General features: G+C 38.6%; 14 protein-coding genes and 2 pseudogenes. 5 read left to right on the plus strand and 11 right to left on the minus strand.

The features are described from left to right. Positions 1-15: 15 nt before the first annotated feature. Together pth and ACFIK0_RS01560 are read right to left on the minus strand one after the other, a co-directional pair. Complete coding sequence (pth, locus tag ACFIK0_RS01555; RefSeq protein WP_375630837.1) at positions 16-642, minus strand: aminoacyl-tRNA hydrolase; 627 nt, start codon at positions 640-642, stop codon at positions 16-18. 76 nt (positions 643-718) lie between these two features. Next, the gene (locus ACFIK0_RS01560) at positions 719-1,348 is read right to left on the minus strand and encodes a 50S ribosomal protein L25/general stress protein Ctc (protein ID WP_375630835.1); all 630 of its coding nucleotides are present in this window, start codon (positions 1,346-1,348) and stop codon (positions 719-721) included. 292 nt (positions 1,349-1,640) lie between these two features. Between ACFIK0_RS01560 and ACFIK0_RS01565 the strand changes: the two genes are divergently transcribed. After that, entirely contained in the window at positions 1,641-3,140 is a 1,500-nt protein-coding gene (locus ACFIK0_RS01565; protein WP_273791233.1) for an ATP-binding protein, read from the plus strand. Here the strand turns inward: ACFIK0_RS01565 and ACFIK0_RS01570 are convergent. The 4 genes from ACFIK0_RS01570 to lgt form a co-directional block, all read right to left on the minus strand. After that, on the minus strand, positions 3,137-4,069 hold the full coding sequence (locus ACFIK0_RS01570) for a ribose-phosphate pyrophosphokinase (protein WP_273791232.1): 933 nt from the start codon (positions 4,067-4,069) through the stop codon (positions 3,137-3,139). The genes ACFIK0_RS01565 and ACFIK0_RS01570 overlap by 4 nt on opposite strands. A gap of 474 nt (positions 4,070-4,543) precedes the next feature. Further along, entirely contained in the window at positions 4,544-5,335 is a 792-nt protein-coding gene (pgeF, locus tag ACFIK0_RS01575) for a peptidoglycan editing factor PgeF (RefSeq protein WP_375643122.1), read from the minus strand. A gap of 102 nt (positions 5,336-5,437) precedes the next feature. After that, positions 5,438-6,517 carry a class I SAM-dependent methyltransferase gene (locus ACFIK0_RS01580; RefSeq protein WP_375643121.1) on the minus strand — a complete coding sequence of 360 codons (1,080 nt, stop codon included), beginning with the start codon at positions 6,515-6,517 and terminating at the stop codon, positions 5,438-5,440. Next, positions 6,492-7,370 (minus strand): prolipoprotein diacylglyceryl transferase, encoded by an 879-nt coding sequence (gene lgt, locus ACFIK0_RS01585; RefSeq protein WP_273791229.1) that lies wholly within the window; start codon positions 7,368-7,370, stop codon positions 6,492-6,494. Before lgt ends, ACFIK0_RS01580 begins: the two co-directional genes overlap by 26 nt. 305 nt (positions 7,371-7,675) lie before the next feature. Here lgt and ACFIK0_RS01590 point away from each other — a divergent pair, with 305 nt between their 5' ends. Next, complete coding sequence (locus ACFIK0_RS01590) at positions 7,676-7,921, plus strand: accessory factor UbiK family protein (RefSeq protein ID WP_375630830.1); 246 nt, start codon at positions 7,676-7,678, stop codon at positions 7,919-7,921. A gap of 404 nt (positions 7,922-8,325) precedes the next feature. Further along, entirely contained in the window at positions 8,326-8,826 is a 501-nt protein-coding gene (locus ACFIK0_RS01595; RefSeq protein ID WP_375629408.1) for a YbjN domain-containing protein, read from the plus strand. Between the two features lie 45 nt (positions 8,827-8,871). On the opposite strand, the gene ACFIK0_RS01600 is transcribed toward ACFIK0_RS01595, so the two are convergent. Together ACFIK0_RS01600 and ACFIK0_RS01605 are read right to left on the minus strand one after the other, a co-directional pair. Further along, positions 8,872-10,212, minus strand: coding sequence for an ATP-binding protein (locus ACFIK0_RS01600; protein ID WP_273791227.1), 1,341 nt, complete (start codon positions 10,210-10,212; stop codon positions 8,872-8,874). Positions 10,213-10,220: 8 nt separating this feature from the next. After that, entirely contained in the window at positions 10,221-10,925 is a 705-nt protein-coding gene (locus ACFIK0_RS01605; protein ID WP_375663387.1) for a response regulator, read from the minus strand. 144 nt (positions 10,926-11,069) lie between these two features. Here ACFIK0_RS01605 and ACFIK0_RS01610 point away from each other — a divergent pair, with 144 nt between their 5' ends. Next, positions 11,070-11,720 carry an MBL fold metallo-hydrolase gene (locus ACFIK0_RS01610; RefSeq protein ID WP_273791225.1) on the plus strand — a complete coding sequence of 217 codons (651 nt, stop codon included), beginning with the start codon at positions 11,070-11,072 and terminating at the stop codon, positions 11,718-11,720. A 69-nt stretch (positions 11,721-11,789) separates the two neighbouring features. Here the strand turns inward: ACFIK0_RS01610 and ACFIK0_RS01615 are convergent, their stop codons facing one another. Together ACFIK0_RS01615 and ACFIK0_RS01620 are read right to left on the minus strand one after the other, a co-directional pair. After that, on the minus strand, positions 11,790-12,413 hold the full coding sequence (locus ACFIK0_RS01615; RefSeq protein ID WP_375630826.1) for a BA14K family protein: 624 nt from the start codon (positions 12,411-12,413) through the stop codon (positions 11,790-11,792). Between the two features lie 579 nt (positions 12,414-12,992). Next, a pseudogene (locus ACFIK0_RS01620) lies at positions 12,993-13,613 on the minus strand (sensor histidine kinase); the annotation flags it as partial. Positions 13,614-13,617: 4 nt separating this feature from the next. Here ACFIK0_RS01620 and ACFIK0_RS01625 point away from each other — a divergent pair. Beyond that, positions 13,618-13,929 (plus strand): annotated as a pseudogene (locus ACFIK0_RS01625) (MBL fold metallo-hydrolase); the annotation flags it as partial. Between the two features lie 69 nt (positions 13,930-13,998). Here ACFIK0_RS01625 and ACFIK0_RS01630 read toward each other — a convergent pair. Further along, positions 13,999-14,781 (minus strand): BA14K family protein, encoded by a 783-nt coding sequence (locus ACFIK0_RS01630; RefSeq protein ID WP_375657738.1) that lies wholly within the window; start codon positions 14,779-14,781, stop codon positions 13,999-14,001. Positions 14,782-14,833 lie beyond the last annotated feature (52 nt).

Consider the following 14,833-nt stretch of genomic DNA (forward strand, 5'->3'; position numbering starts at 1 on the left):
ATAAGAGGATTTTTTTTAAGAGTTCTTATCCATATTCTTCACGCGACTGGGACACTCAAGCCAATGGTTTTGATTGTTTTTTATCGTTTGTGAAACTTCATTCATAAAGAGGGATTTCTCATCTTTTATAAGGAGAGCAATATTTTTTGCAATTGCCTCTAAGAGAGGGGATAACCATTCTTGATCAGATTTGGTGAAATTTCCCAGAACATGCTGATGAACAAGTTCTTTGCTTCCAGGATGACCAATTCCTATGCGTATACGACAATAGTCAGTACCACAATGGGCATCAATAGACTTAATGCCATTATGCCCATTATTTCCTCCACCAATTTTTATACGAACTTTTCCCGGTGACAGGTCTAACTCATCATAAATGATGATCAAATTCTTCAAATCTAATTTATAAAATCGCAAAGCTTCGCCAATAGCTTGACCAGAAAGATTCATGAAAGTTTGTGGTTTTATAAGAAAAATTTTCTCATTACTTATGAAACCATTGGAGATTTCTGCTTGAAACTTCTTTGACCATGGAGAAAAAGAGAAGGACTGATAAATGGCATCAACAGCCATAAAACCGATATTATGGCGGTTATTTTGATATTGTAAACCAGGATTGCCAAGACCAGCAATAAGCCACATGTGTATCTTCAGTCAAAGTATGAGTAAGGGTAATGCCTCATAAATTAAGGCGGAAAAAATTCCCGCCTTTTGAGTTTTATGAAGTTTCCGTGTTTTCTTCATCATTTTCTTGCTCAGAAGTTTCATCGCTGACATCCATGCCAGCAGGAGTTGCAATAGTTGCAATGGTAAAGTCTCGATCTTGGATGATGGGAGTCACATCTTTTGGCAGTTGCACTGCTGAAATGTGAATAGAATCACCAATAGAGTAGCTGGAGAGATCAATTTCAATAGCTTCAGGAATAGCACTTGCTGGAGCTGTACATTCAATTTCGTGCCGAACAATATTGAGGACACCACCCTTTTTAAGTCCAGGTGCCGTATCTTCATTGAGGAAGTGGACAGGAATATTCACTTCTACAACAGATTTTGCTGAAATGCGTAAAAAGTCTACATGGAGGGGAAAGTCACGCACGGGATCTAATTGATAATCTTTTGGCAAAACCATAATTTTTTGCTTGTCAAGAATAATCGTTGCAATGGTGGTACGAAAGCCACCGGCATGAATTTTGTAGAAAATTTCTTTATAGGGAACTGTTATTGCCAAGGGTGGTTGTTTTTCACCATAAATGACAGCAGGAATAAGACCGTTGCGGCGAAGTTCACGGGAGGACCCCTTACCAACCCGCTCGCGTTTTTCGGCCTTAAGAGTGTAGCTTTTACTCATAATTTAAGTCCTTTTTACATGATTGGAGATCCTTCAAAAACAGTAATAGTTTTTGCATGGATATGAAGATATGCGCTAACCAACAGCGATCACTCCATTCTACGTTGCCTCCAAGGGTGTCTACGCAGAAGTTTGTTCTATAGTTCAAACTATTCATAGATGCAAGAGTTGTGGGAAAAATCGATGATTTCTACCGTTAAAAAGGAGGAAATGTTACAAATTGCGGTGTGGATGGAGAATCAACCAATATGTGCTGGCACTGATATGTTCAAAATCAAACACTGGAGATGTTATGAAGGTTGAGATTGCCTTGGGTGAGATGTCAGAGAATCGTGCTTTGCATAAATCGATGCCAGCACTTCTTGACTTAGAAGAATTATTGGCGACACGTCTTCTTGTACAAGGTAATTCCGGTTCAGGGAAATCACATCTTTTACGCCGTCTTTTGGAGCAAAGTGCTAAGTGGGTGCAGCATTGTGTAATTGATCCAGAAGGCGATTTTGTAACTTTGGCAGATAAATTTGGTCATGTTATTGTAGAGGCTCAACGTAGTGAATTAGAGTTGACTCGTATTGCCCATCGCATTCGACAACATCGAGTTTCAGTGGTATTTAATCTTGAAGGCTTGGATACTGAACAACAGATGCGTGCTGTAGGGGCTTTCCTTGGGGCACTTTTTGATGTGGAACGTGATTATTGGTATCCTATGCTTGTCGTTGTCGATGAAGCACAATTGTTTGCTCCAACTGCAGCAGGAGAAGTTTCTGATGAAGCGCGTAAAATTTCTTTGAGCGCTATGACCAATCTTATGTGTCGAGGACGTAAACGTGGTCTTGCTGGTGTTATTGCGACACAACGTTTGGCTAAGCTTGCCAAAAATGTTGCTGCTGAAGCTTCAAACTTTTTAATAGGGCGGACTTTTTTAGATATTGATATGGTGCGCGCTGCTGATCTTTTGGGAATGGAGCGTCGCCAAGCGGAAATGTTTAGAGATCTTGAACGGGGAAATTTTATAGCTTTAGGCCCTGCTTTATCACGACGTCCCTTACCAATCATTATCGGTTCTGTTGAAACTTTGGCACGCTCTTCTAGTCCTAAATTAATGCCACTTCCAACAGAGCGGGATGATGTGCAAGAGCTCGTTTTTACTGCTTCACCAGAGGAAATTTTAACGCCATTTAAACAAACACGAGAGCCGATGAGGGAAAAATCAATGCACGAGATGTTAGAGGAGGTAGTGCATAAAAAACAAGAGCTGTTGGAAGAAAACCTGAGTTTATTTCCTGAACTTTCTGATGTTGAGCGTGACGGCCAAGCAGAACATATTATTCGGGAAATTCTTGAGGATTCTGAGGCTTTTTATCGTTCAACAGCGGTGCTTTATCAAGATTTTTCAGTTCGTTGCCGTATCCATGGTATGTCAAAGGTTCCTTTTAATCTTTCACAATTTCGGCGTAAATTGGCTATTGCTCAGGCTTTTGTTGATGAACAAACGGCTGTCAGTGAACATTGGAAACATATTTTGCAGATATCAGAAAGTTTGGAAGAAGATGTTCAAGGAGTCTTCTTGAATGTGGCACAGGCCGCATTAGGGGGAAAGCCATGTCCATCTGATGCATTTTTAGCACGTCTTTATGGAACTCATTCTTTAAGCCGTGCACGCCGACTTTTAACCTACTTTGAAGAGCGTGGACTTATTGTTATTCATACGCATTTTAGTGGTCAACGTATTGTTGCATTTCCTGATCTTGGTGTTGAAACAGCACCGGGAGACCCCAAGGAACCACTTTAACCAAATAAGCTGGAAACCGATTGTTCTGCTGCTGTCCTTGCTATTGCTTCTCCAATAAGGTCGGCAATGGGCAAAACACGAATATTATGGGTTTTCTCAATAGCTTGTGTTGGCATAATTGAATCTGTAATAACCAATTCTTTCATCTCTGAATTGGCAATTCGTTCGATTGCATTACCAGAAAGAACACCGTGCGTGATATAAGCCGTGACACTATTGGCACCATGTTTAAGCAGAGCACTTGCTGCATTGCATAAAGTTCCACCTGAATCAACAATATCATCAAGCAAAAGGCAATCTTTTCCCGATACATCTCCAATGATATTCATAACTTCTGATTCACCGGGGCTTTCGCGACGTTTATCCACAATAGCGAGCAAACTGTTCAAGCGCTTGGCGAGCGCGCGCGCGCGAACCACACCACCCACATCAGGTGAAACAACGATAACATTTTCAAGAGAATAATGCACTTTGACATCGCGAGAAATGACAGGAACAGCATAGAGATTATCTGTAGGGATATCAAAAAAACCTTGAATTTGTCCTGCATGAAGGTCCAATGTTAAAACACGATGGGCCCCTGCTTCCGTAATTAGGTTGGCAACAAGTTTTGCAGAAATAGGAGTCCGTGGTCCTGGTTTTCTATCTTGGCGGGCATAGCCAAAATAGGGGATAACAGCTGTAATACGACGTGCAGAAGAACGACGAAGGGCATCAATCATGATGAGCAATTCCATCAAATGATCATTTGCGGGATAGGATGTAGATTGCAAAACAAAAACATCTTGGCCACGTACATTTTCATGCAGTTCTACGAAAATTTCTTGATCAGCAAAGCGCTTTACAGTTGCTTTGCCTAAGGGGATGTTCAAATAATTTGCAACATCTTCAGCTAGGCGTGGATTAGAATTTCCGCAGAAAAGTTTCATAGTAGAACCTCTGAATCATCATGGTGAGAATGCGACACGGTTTTTAATTTCTTTTTATTAAATTGCAAGAGAACAATTACAAAAGCCTTACAATTTTATCGATTATTATTAAAGAGCTATGCAGTATGTTTTCTCTTTTTCCAAAAGTTTGTTACTTTTAGAGCAAAGTTTTTTCTCCATGCGGCAAAGAAATACATATTGATTAATCTTTTTGGTTATTACTTTATAAAAATGCTTTCAATATGGGGAATGTTTCATATTTAAGATGAATGAAGGGGAGTAATAAAAAGAAGTATCATCTTGCCTTCAATTATTATAACCAAACATTGAAAATGATCACAGCGAAGGCTATCATATTTTATGTGCTGGTAGATAATTTTGTGAAAAAAGCAAAGTCCAATGGGATTTATTTTTACATTTGGGTAAAAAGTTTAGTTTTGCAGTTTTGGTATTGTTCTCAAGTATAAAAGGGGCTCATCTTTTGTTTTTCAGCATAATAGCAGAAATTTGCCGTCCGTAATCGGGTTCGTTGCGGTGTATTGCACGGCGATAGGAGAAAAAACGCTGTTCATCTTGATAGGTACAAAGCTCTACACAAGAAGCATTAACGCCTGCTTCTTTGAGTTGGTTTATAATAAATGCCCATAGATTAAAATAAAAGCGATTTATTTTGTCTGTTTTTAAAAAATATTTTTGGTATTTGCTGTGGTAATCAATAAATTGGTCGTAAAATTCATTTGTTACTTCGTAGTGATAAGGGCCAATACAAGGTCCAAGGACTGCTGTTATTGATTGTCTTTTGGCTCCTTGTGTTTCCATAACAGCAATTGTTTTCTCGATAATTCCATTTAAGCTTCCACGCCAGCCAGCATGAGTTGCAGCGATGACTTCAGCTTGTGGATCAGCAAACAGAATGGGTCCGCAATCTGCTGTAAGAACCCCAATAACGAGTTCTGGGGTGGTCGTAACCAAAGCATCAGCTTGAGGAGGTGCACCGATAGTTGCTTGATGAGCTACGACAACGTTACAGGAGTGTATTTGATTGACTGTGACTAAATTTTGCGCCTCAATAGAAAAATAATTGGCGATCAAAAGACGATTCTGTACAATATATTCAAGCTGATCATTTGAACCTTTCCCAACATTAAGACTATGATAAAGATTTTTTGAAACACCACCTTGACGTGTAAAAAATCCATGTTTTATCCCATGGGTGTGTAAAGTAGAAAGATTTTTTGCAAGAATGGGATGAGGGATAGATTTCATAAAAGTTCCTTATGGAGATTATTTGAAATGAGGATGGAGATGTTCATATTTGTCAATGAATATTTCAGATACTGATGTGCTTATTGACAAAAGCGCCGATCATCAAAATTGAGGAGGTATGGAGATGTTTTTATCACTGAAATGTAAAACTTTAAATAATTTTCCCATCTGATCTGGACCAGCGAGCCGTTCGATGTCTTGGCGGATTTTGTCTTGCAAAGGAGCACTTTTGCCAACTCCAAGCTGGTTTGCGCGCTCCAGTAGCCCCATTTTAAAAAGAAATTCTCCTTGCTCTAAGATTTCAGCAAAACAGCCCTGTTCAAGAGCTATGTTTTTTAAAAAAGAAAAATCAACATGGGATGTTAAATCATGTTCACCAGGGGCATCAAAAACATCACGAAATTTATGTTTTGAGAGTGCTTGCAAGGTATCGCCAAAGGCAAGCTCACAAGCACCATAGTCGATAAGTAAAGCAGAACCTGTCACTTGCACTAAATGGTGGCTGATTTGTTGCATGAATTGATGCCGTAAAGGGGCATGTTCAAAAATTGTTCCGTCAGGCACTTTAGAACAATAGGTTTGTAGACAAGAAGAGGGAAGTTTATGCGGGGCAGCAATAAAGATGAAATCTCCATTTTGATTGACTGTAATGCAGCGCTCTTTCCATTCTCCATTGACTTTAATATATTGGTTGATAGGGAGTGTATCGAGAAATTCATTAGCAATGAGGAAGAGAGGTTTTGAAGGAATTTGATTAAAATTTTCAATGCTATGGATTTGTTTTTGATAAGAGCAAAGGCGCTTTTTTTGTTCTTTTGCAAGTTTTTTGCTTATTTCGATCAGAAAAATTTCAGCAGCATTAAATGCTCTTGTAGAAAGCTTTTGGATGGTTCGCAAAATGTCATCCATCAAAATTCCACGTCCTGGACCTATCTCAGCGAGGATAAAAGGATGAGGACAACCTTGAGCTTTCCAGCTCGCAAGAGTCCAAATGCCAATCATCTCTCCAAATAATTGGCTTATTTCAGGTGCTGTAATGAAATCACCATCACGTCCAAAAGGTGTTTGTGTTTGATAATAACCAAACTGAGGATCTGTAAGTGCCAACGTCATATATTGGCTAACAGTGATTGGTCCATTAAGGACAATAATTTCTTTAATTTTTTCTTTTAGATTGGCCATTTTCTGTCGATTTATATTTAAAGGCGTGGAGAAGAAGATACCCCCCTAAAAGAAGCATGGGAAGAGATAAAGCCATGCCATAGGTAAAACCAGTAGAATGGAAAAGTGTCGAAAACCATTCTGGATCTTCTTGAGGCGCACGGTAAACTTCAGAAATGCTGCGTGCTACTGCGTAGCCTATAATAAATGTTCCTGATACAGCACCGGGACGCTTTAATGCTTTGAACCCAAAAATAAGAAGACACAAGATGATGAAGAGAAGAAATCCTTCCATAAATGCTTCGTAAAGCTGGCTTGGATGGCGCGGTAAATAGTAAGGATCGAGAGGAAAACAAACAGCCCAAGGATGTGTAGTGATATTGCCCCATAACTCTTGGTTGATGAAGTTGCAGATTCGTACAATGCCGATACCAATAGGAGCACCTGCAGCAATGATATCAAACATGGCTCGTATGTTAATATAATTTTTACGGGCAAACCAGATCATAGCAATGATAATACCAATAAGTCCGCCATGAAAGGACATTCCCCCATCCCATACGGCAATGATAGCACTTGGATGGTTAAAATAGTAAATGGGATCCCATACAAGAACTTGTCCTAAACGCCCTCCGATAACAACACTTATGGCAGACCAGACAACAAAATCTCCGATCTTTTCTTTATCCATAGGAGGGTGGTCTCTATACCATAGAGATGTTTTTTTTAATAATTTTTGCGCATACCACCAAGCAAAAAGAATACCCAGTACGTAACCAAGTCCATACCAATGAAGTGCTATGGGACCTAGCTGGATAATGACAGGATCAAGGAAAGACGGAAAAGCAATGGCTGGACAAGACAGATTGTTCATGAGTTAAGCATTTTACATTATACGAGATGAATATGAAGTGACTCTGATGGTCAGAAATGACAGATGAATGCACAATGGTCAAGTCAGTAGGGAGGCTAGTCAGAAAGGGAGATAGATTTCCACTGATTTATCGCGGTAAAAAAATATGGTGATAAAGGAATATTAAAAAATCTTAAACAAAATCGTTATGAAAAGTCTACATAGTATGTAAAATATAGAGTAAAAGGAACAAATTACAGTATCTAAATGTTATGAGAATACGCTATAATGCGTGCGTCAATAATTAAAATTTAAGGAAAAATGTTATGCGTAATGGATCAAATCGTATTCTTGATGAATTAGCAAAATTAGCAACGGATGCTGCTGACGTTGCGCAAGGCATACGACGTGAAGCTGGAACAGCTTTTCGTGTGCAGGCTGAAAAGATAGCAAACAAGCTTGATCTTGTTTCTCGCGAAGAGTTTGAGACTTTTAAGGAGATGGTGCTGAAAATCCATGCTGATAATGCTGATTTGAAAAGGCGCCTTGATGATTTAAAGAAAGGTGATTAAAAAAAACGCAGACACAAAAAAGTAAAATAGTTTCTTAAAAAAAGAATCTTCAAAAAATATCCCCAATTTTTCAATGTGATGCGTGAAACTAAAAAATGCTTAATCTTGAGTCTGTTAGAGCGGAGCATTTGTTTATTTTTGATTTTTTTTTGGGTAAAATACATTTTTTTGAATCAGGGGGGCTGGCGCTATGAAATTGTATCAATACACTGAAAAGACTTGATGATTCGTTTTATGACTATCAGGTTGCCCTAAACAGCGCGATTGTGTTCTGGGTGTTTGTGTACTGTCGATGTTTTTATGTGTATTTGTTTGGTGTAAAGGTTCTGATTGTAGCAAAATATTGTTACAGTTTAGACGGTTTATATTCTGTTGACAATGTTTTAAGATGATTGAGGATTGTGATGAGGCTTGCATTTTGCGCCACAGAAAGAAAAGAGCACCCTGTTGACTTTATCGAACAGATTGCCTGTGAATATGATTGGTCGTTTGAGCGGGATGCACAAGATGAAATTAGCGTTTGTGTGGAAGGAAAACGCGCAAACTATCGTCTTGCTTTTTCATGGATGGAAGAGCATGAAGCACTTCATTTAGCTTGTTCGTTTGATCTCTCTACTAAAAATGCTCGAACAGCTGAAATACAGCGCTTATTGCTAGCAATTAATGAAAAGTTGTTGTTGGGACATTTTGATTACTGGCAAAGGAATAATTCAGTTATTTATCGACAAGGTCTTCTTTTGGCTGGTGGGATGCATCCATCTCATATACAGGTTGAAACATTGTTGATACATGCACTTAAAGCCTGTGAAAGCCATTATGTTGCATTTCAGATGGTTGCTTTGTCGGGAGAAAGTGCTTACAAGGCACTACAGTACACTTTGTTTGAAACTGTAGGGAATGCCTAAAATATACAGTCTGTTATTTTTACAGACGGTTTGCGGAAATATTGCTCATAGGGGGACATCAAGAATAGCGCGCACTCCCCCGAGTGGGCTCTCATCTAATTGTATATTGCCACCATGGCTGCGTGCTATGTCTTGAGCAATAGAAAGACCAAGTCCTGTTCCACTTGCATCTTGATTTCGCGCTTTATCAAGTCGAAAGAATGGCTTAAAAACTTCTGTGCGCATATCTTCATGAATTCCAGGTCCATTATCATCGATTATCAATATAAAAGATTCTTGTTGAGAGTTAGCGGTTAGTTTAACAGTCGTGCCGTAACAAAATGCATTTGTTACAAGATTGCTGACTAAGCGTGTGAAAGCACGGGGACGTACTTGTATTTCTGTAGGACCTTCAATGGTGTAAGAAAATTGACGTTTGTGAAGACGAGCATCGGTGGAGAATTTTTGCATAAGAGCATTTAAATCAAAAGTCTTGACACTTTCACTTCCTTCACCACGAGCAAAAGCAAGATAATCTTCTAACATATTTTGCATGTCACTTACATCTTGCTCAAGCGGTTTAATATCAAAGTCAGTATTTACTAATGCCAGCTGAAGTTTAAAGCGTGTAAGAATGGTTCTTAAATCATGACTTACTCCTGAGAGCATCATGGTACGTTGTTCAATTTGGCGTTCAATACGTTCACGCATGCGTAAAAAAGCGATGCCTGCACGACGGACTTCATCAGCTCCTTGTGGTTGAAATCCTTTTGGTAAAGGACGACCGCGTCCAAAGCTTTCTGCTGCTTCAGCCAATTGTTGAATCGGTTTGATTTGATTGCGCAAGAAGTAAATTGCTATCAGCAATAAAACAAGAGCTGTTCCTACCATCCAGCTTAAAAAAATAGCAGTATTGGAAGCATAGGCTTGGCTGCGTGGAGCAAAGACGCGTAAGATGTTGTGACCAAGGTGGATACGGATTTCAACAAGATCAGAATCTCCTACGGTATCGATCCAGAAGGGACGGTTAATTTGGCGGGTGATTTCTTCACTTAAAAAATAGTCAAGAATTGCAAAAAATGGCTTAGGTCCTGGAGGGGGTAAGGAGGTAGGAGATAGAATAGAAATATTTAATCCCATACGTTGTTGTGCAATACGCTTGATATCTTCATAGTTATCTTGTTGGGGATATGTTTCAAGAATATCAATAATGGCTGAAATATCATGCACGACAGCCGTTGAAAGACGCTCGGTTACCATTTGCCAATGGCGTTCCATAAAGACATAAGCAATGACCGTTTGCAGAAGCACCATGGGAGCGATAATAATGATTAAAGAGCGAGCATAAAGCCGTTTAGGCATTTTTTTCGTTAACCATCGAAGAAAAAATCTTAAAGGTTTGATCATTCTTGTGCCTATTCAATAGAGAGTTTATACCCTATTCCTCGCACGGTTTGGAGCCATATAGGCAGTGCTGGGTTTTTTTCGATCTTACGACGAAGGCGGTTGATCTGCACATCAATGGCACGTTCACTTATATTGCTGTCATCTGTCGCGAATTTATGGCGCGGAATTGTATCGCCTGCATTTTCGGCAAACATGACCATCATTTCTTGTTCTTTATCTGTTAATTTAATAATTTCTCCTCCTTTTTTGAGTTCGCGTCGTGAAATTGAAAATATATAAGGACCAAAAACGATTTGCTCAATTTTAGGTTGGCTAAGGGGAAAACCACGTCGTAAAATGGCGTTGATGCGAAGGAGAAGTTCACGAGGGTCAAACGGCTTAGACAGATAATCATCGGCCCCTGCTTCTAATCCACGGATACGATTGTCTATTTCTGATAAAGCTGTTAGCATCAAGATAGGAACATCTTTTGTTTGGCGGAGTGAATGAGTAAGATCAATACCGTTTTCACCAGGCATCATGACATCAACAATAAGAAGATCAAAATCTAAACTTGCCAACAGTCGTCTTGCTTCATTCGCATTGGCTGAAACTGAAACACGAAATCCATTTTTAATGAGAAACTGAAATAAAAGATTGCGAATACGAGTATCGTCATCAATCACAAGAAGGTGAGGGGCATCGTCACACAAAACTTGAACGTGATTGGTCATTCTTAAAAAAACCTTGATAAAAATTTAGTTTACACAAAATACAAGTTTACATAAGTTGTATAAAGCTGTCGAGCAGCACCTTTACCTTAAAGGAGAGAAAGTTTTATTTATAAATTTAAAAAAGTTACTTTTGAAAAGGATATTATGGGTAGTCTTAATATACATATTATTCCCGTTACGACATTCCAACAAAATTGCACTTTGCTTTTTGATAGTGAATGTAAAACGGGGGTTCTCGTTGATCCTGGTGGTGATTGGCCGCGGATTCAAGACGTAATCGAAAAGAATGGTGTTATTGTCGAGGCTATTTGGGTAACACATGGTCATTTTGATCATGTAGGAGCAGCAATGCAAGCGAAAGAAGCGCTTAATGTAAAAATTATCGGTTCACATCGCGATGATAAGCCTGTGATGGATGCTGTGAGCGAAAGCGCAAAAAATTATGGCATCACTGATGCTTGCATCTGTATTCCTGACAAATGGTTAGAAGATGGTGAGTGTGTTCATTTTGCTGGACATGTGTTTAAGGTTTTTCACACCCCAGGACATTCCCCTGGTCATGTTATTTATTTCAATGAAAAAGAGCGCTTAGCCCTCTTGGGTGATGTTCTTTTTCGTGGTTCTATTGGACGTACGGACTTCCCCTTCTGTTCCTATGAAAAATTGATGCAATCTCTTCGAGAAAAAGTTTTACCCTTAGGCGATGATGTTTGTTTTATTTGTGGGCATGGTCCCAAAAGTAGCATAGGCTATGAGCGCCAAAATAATCCTTTTCTTCAAGATTTTAATATATGAGCAAACAAAAAAACGCTTTGAAGCGTTTTTTTGTGCCATTTAAGACTTTTTAGTAGGGCGGAACAGAAGTTAATTTATTGGGGCATAACAAACGTGTTCCAAACCATTACGGTCTCGGAAAGTTCCTGTTTTAGGGTTGAAAGAACGGTATTTTTTCTTGCAATAGTTAAGCCAATCAGACTCCCATGATTGTTGTACTGGCTCATATTCCACCGTTTGCGGAGCTTCATAAATTATCTGTTCTTGTGGAACCTGTTGATATACAATTTGATGCTGTGGTGCGGTTTGATAAACAACTTGTGGCTGTTCTGGTTTTTTTAAAATTTTGCCGAGAAGTGCACCTGCTGCAAGAGCAAGAATGCCTATTGCTAAAGCTTCTCCTGAGTTATTTATATTAATACTACTGTGTTTTGTCTTTTTGCGCTCGACATAATGATATGTCTTGTGTTCAACATGATGGTGTTGTTGTGCTCCCCATTTATGGCTAACATAATGACGCTTGTGGGGATTATCAAAAGAGCGATGTTCACTATGAGAAAAATGGGAGCTAAAATTGTGAGCTGGTAAACCAGCCTCCCTCCTCATATCATAGCTATGATACCATGCCATATCTGCAAGCGTTGGATTTAATGGCATCAAAACGGTTGCAGTAGACATTGCTGATAATACCGCTAATCTGAAGAGTTTTTTCATAATGATGCTCCTTGTGTAAATTCGTATTTTTCACATCCTACACGTTTCAAATTGAATAGAGCCTGAACAATTTTGGACTTTATTGTGACAAAAAAATAAAAATTCATTTAGTTAAAACATTGCCGGTACAGTAAAATAAAATCATGACAAAATTTTGATTTCAATTAATGTAATATTCTTAAGGTTAATTAAGCAGCTTGTATTGAGAGCAGCAGATTTTTTACTATTGGTTATAAATTCTTTATTGATGAGTACTTTTTTATTAATTAATTCAATATGAATTAAACAATAGGTGTATGAATAAAAGTTATCGTTTTTTATTATAGGCTTATGGTGCTAAGATAAAATCTTATTTGTGTGATAGAATACAGTCCTGTTTGACTACTCTCTTGTGAGGTTAAATATTGAGTTCGATATCAGATTATAACTGTATAAGATAATATATTGCGGGAACTTTTTTTTATATATGGGAAACATTCTCTTTAATTTTTTTGTGCTCGTTTAGGTTTTAGAAGTATTTTTGGCGTGTTTTGATAGTTTTAGGGATTTTTTTATAACGTGGTTTAACAAGAAAAATTGCTAAAGGGGGACATCAATAATAGCGCGTAAGCCCCCTAGAGGGCTATCATCCAATTGAATATTGCCTCCATGGCTACGTGCTATATCTTGAGCAATAGAAAGGCCGAGTCCTGCTCTACTCGCATCTTGATTTTGTGTTTTATCAAGTTTAAAGAATGGCTTAAAGACTTCTGTGCGCATATTTTTATGAATCCCAAGTCCATCATCATCAATAGTTATGATGAAAGATTCTTGTTGGGATATGGCTGTTAGTTTGACAGTATTAGCATGACAAAATGCTTTTGATACAAGATTGCTGATGAGACGCGTGAAGGCATGTGGGCGTACTTGTATTTGTGTAGGGCTTTCAATGGTGTAGGAAAATTGACGTTTGTGAAGATGCGCATCGGTAGAGAATTTTTGCATAAGAGCATTTAAATCAAAAGTTTTAATACACTCACTTCCTTCACTACGGGCAAAAGCAAGGTCATTTTCTAACATATTTTGCATGTCGCTCACATCTTGCTCAAGCGGCTTAATATCAAAGTCAGTATTTGCTAACGCTAGTTGAAGTTTAAAACGGGTGAGAATGGTTCTTAAATCATGGCTTACACCCGAAAGCATCATGGTGCGTTGTTCGATATAGTTAGAAGATGGTGAGTGTGTGTATTTTGCTAGACATGAGTTTAGGGTTTTGCATACACTAGGGCATTCCCTTGGTCATGTTATTTATTTCAATGAAAAAGAGCGCTTAGCCCTCTTGGGTGATGTTCTCTTTCGTGGTTCTATTGGACGTACGGACTTCCCCTTCTGTTCCTATGAAAAATTGATACAATCTCTTCGAGAAAAAGTTTTACCCTTAGGCGATAATGTTTGTTTTATTTGTGGGCATGGTCCTAAAAGTAGCATAGGCTATGAGCGCCAAAATAATCCTTTTCTTCAAGATTTTAATATATGAGCAAACAAAAAAACGCTTTGAAGCGTTTTTTTGTGCCATTTAAGACTTTTTAGTAGGGCGGAACAGAAGTTAATTTATTGGGGCATAACAAACGTGTTCCAAACCATTACGGTCTCGGAAAGTTCCTGTTTTAGGGTTGAAAGAACGGTATTTTTTCTTGCAATAGTTAAGCCAATCAGATTCCCATGATTGTTGTACTGGCTCATATTTCACCGTTTGCGGAGCTTCATAAATTATCTGTTCTTGTGGAACCTGTTGATATACAATTTGATGTTGTGGTACGGTTTTATAAACAACTTGTGGCTGTTCTGGTTTTTTTAAAACTGTACCAAGAATCGTACCTGTTGCAAGACCAAGAATACCCATTACTACAGCATCTCTTGAGTTGTCTATATGAACATTACGGTGTTTTGTTTTTTTGCGCTCGACGTAATGATACGTTTTGTTTTCAATATAATGATAATGGTGGTGGTGGTGATGATGGTGTTGTTGTTCCGTCTTACTATGTTTGGCTACAAACCTTTCATGTTCGGCTTTAAATCTTCTTTTGCCGTCTTCAAAACGCTTGTGGAAATCATCAACAAACTTTTGGAAATCATCAGAAAAAAAGCCACGTTTTCTATCAGAACAATGGGAGCGAGAAAAACCGCAAGGCGGGATATCAGCTTTCTTCCTTATTTCCCTTATCGCATCATCTGTTTCTTTACGCATCTTCCTCATCATATCATCTATTTCTCTCGAGATAGAGTCACTACGATTCCATGCCATATTCGCAAGCGTTGCATTTAGCGGCATCAAAACGGTCACAGTTGACATTGCTGATAATACCGCTAACCTGATCACTTTTTTCATAATGATGCTCCTTGTGTAAATTCGTATTTTTCACATCCTACACGTTTCAAAC

Source organism: Bartonella sp. CL63NXGY, from assembly GCF_042194905.1.
Taxonomy (GTDB): Bacteria; Pseudomonadota; Alphaproteobacteria; order Rhizobiales; family Rhizobiaceae; genus Bartonella.

Excerpts from the sequence above, each read along its gene's own strand:
- pth (WP_375630837.1), bottom strand. The coding sequence starts at position 642 with ATGTGGCTTATTGCTGGTCTTGGCAATCCTGGTTTACAATATCAAAAT.
- ACFIK0_RS01560 (WP_375630835.1), bottom strand. The coding sequence starts at position 1,348 with ATGAGTAAAAGCTACACTCTTAAGGCCGAAAAACGCGAGCGGGTTGGT.
- ACFIK0_RS01565 (WP_273791233.1), top strand. The coding sequence starts at position 1,641 with ATGAAGGTTGAGATTGCCTTGGGTGAGATGTCAGAGAATCGTGCTTTG.
- ACFIK0_RS01570 (WP_273791232.1), bottom strand. The coding sequence starts at position 4,069 with ATGAAACTTTTCTGCGGAAATTCTAATCCACGCCTAGCTGAAGATGTT.
- pgeF (WP_375643122.1), bottom strand. The coding sequence starts at position 5,335 with ATGAAATCTATCCCTCATCCCATTCTTGCAAAAAATCTTTCTACTTTA.
- ACFIK0_RS01580 (WP_375643121.1), bottom strand. The coding sequence starts at position 6,517 with ATGGCCAATCTAAAAGAAAAAATTAAAGAAATTATTGTCCTTAATGGA.
- lgt (WP_273791229.1), bottom strand. The coding sequence starts at position 7,370 with ATGAACAATCTGTCTTGTCCAGCCATTGCTTTTCCGTCTTTCCTTGAT.
- ACFIK0_RS01590 (WP_375630830.1), top strand. The coding sequence starts at position 7,676 with ATGCGTAATGGATCAAATCGTATTCTTGATGAATTAGCAAAATTAGCA.
- ACFIK0_RS01595 (WP_375629408.1), top strand. The coding sequence starts at position 8,326 with ATGAGGCTTGCATTTTGCGCCACAGAAAGAAAAGAGCACCCTGTTGAC.
- ACFIK0_RS01600 (WP_273791227.1), bottom strand. The coding sequence starts at position 10,212 with ATGATCAAACCTTTAAGATTTTTTCTTCGATGGTTAACGAAAAAAATG.
- ACFIK0_RS01605 (WP_375663387.1), bottom strand. The coding sequence starts at position 10,925 with ATGACCAATCACGTTCAAGTTTTGTGTGACGATGCCCCTCACCTTCTT.
- ACFIK0_RS01610 (WP_273791225.1), top strand. The coding sequence starts at position 11,070 with ATGGGTAGTCTTAATATACATATTATTCCCGTTACGACATTCCAACAA.
- ACFIK0_RS01615 (WP_375630826.1), bottom strand. The coding sequence starts at position 12,413 with ATGAAAAAACTCTTCAGATTAGCGGTATTATCAGCAATGTCTACTGCA.
- ACFIK0_RS01630 (WP_375657738.1), bottom strand. The coding sequence starts at position 14,781 with ATGAAAAAAGTGATCAGGTTAGCGGTATTATCAGCAATGTCAACTGTG.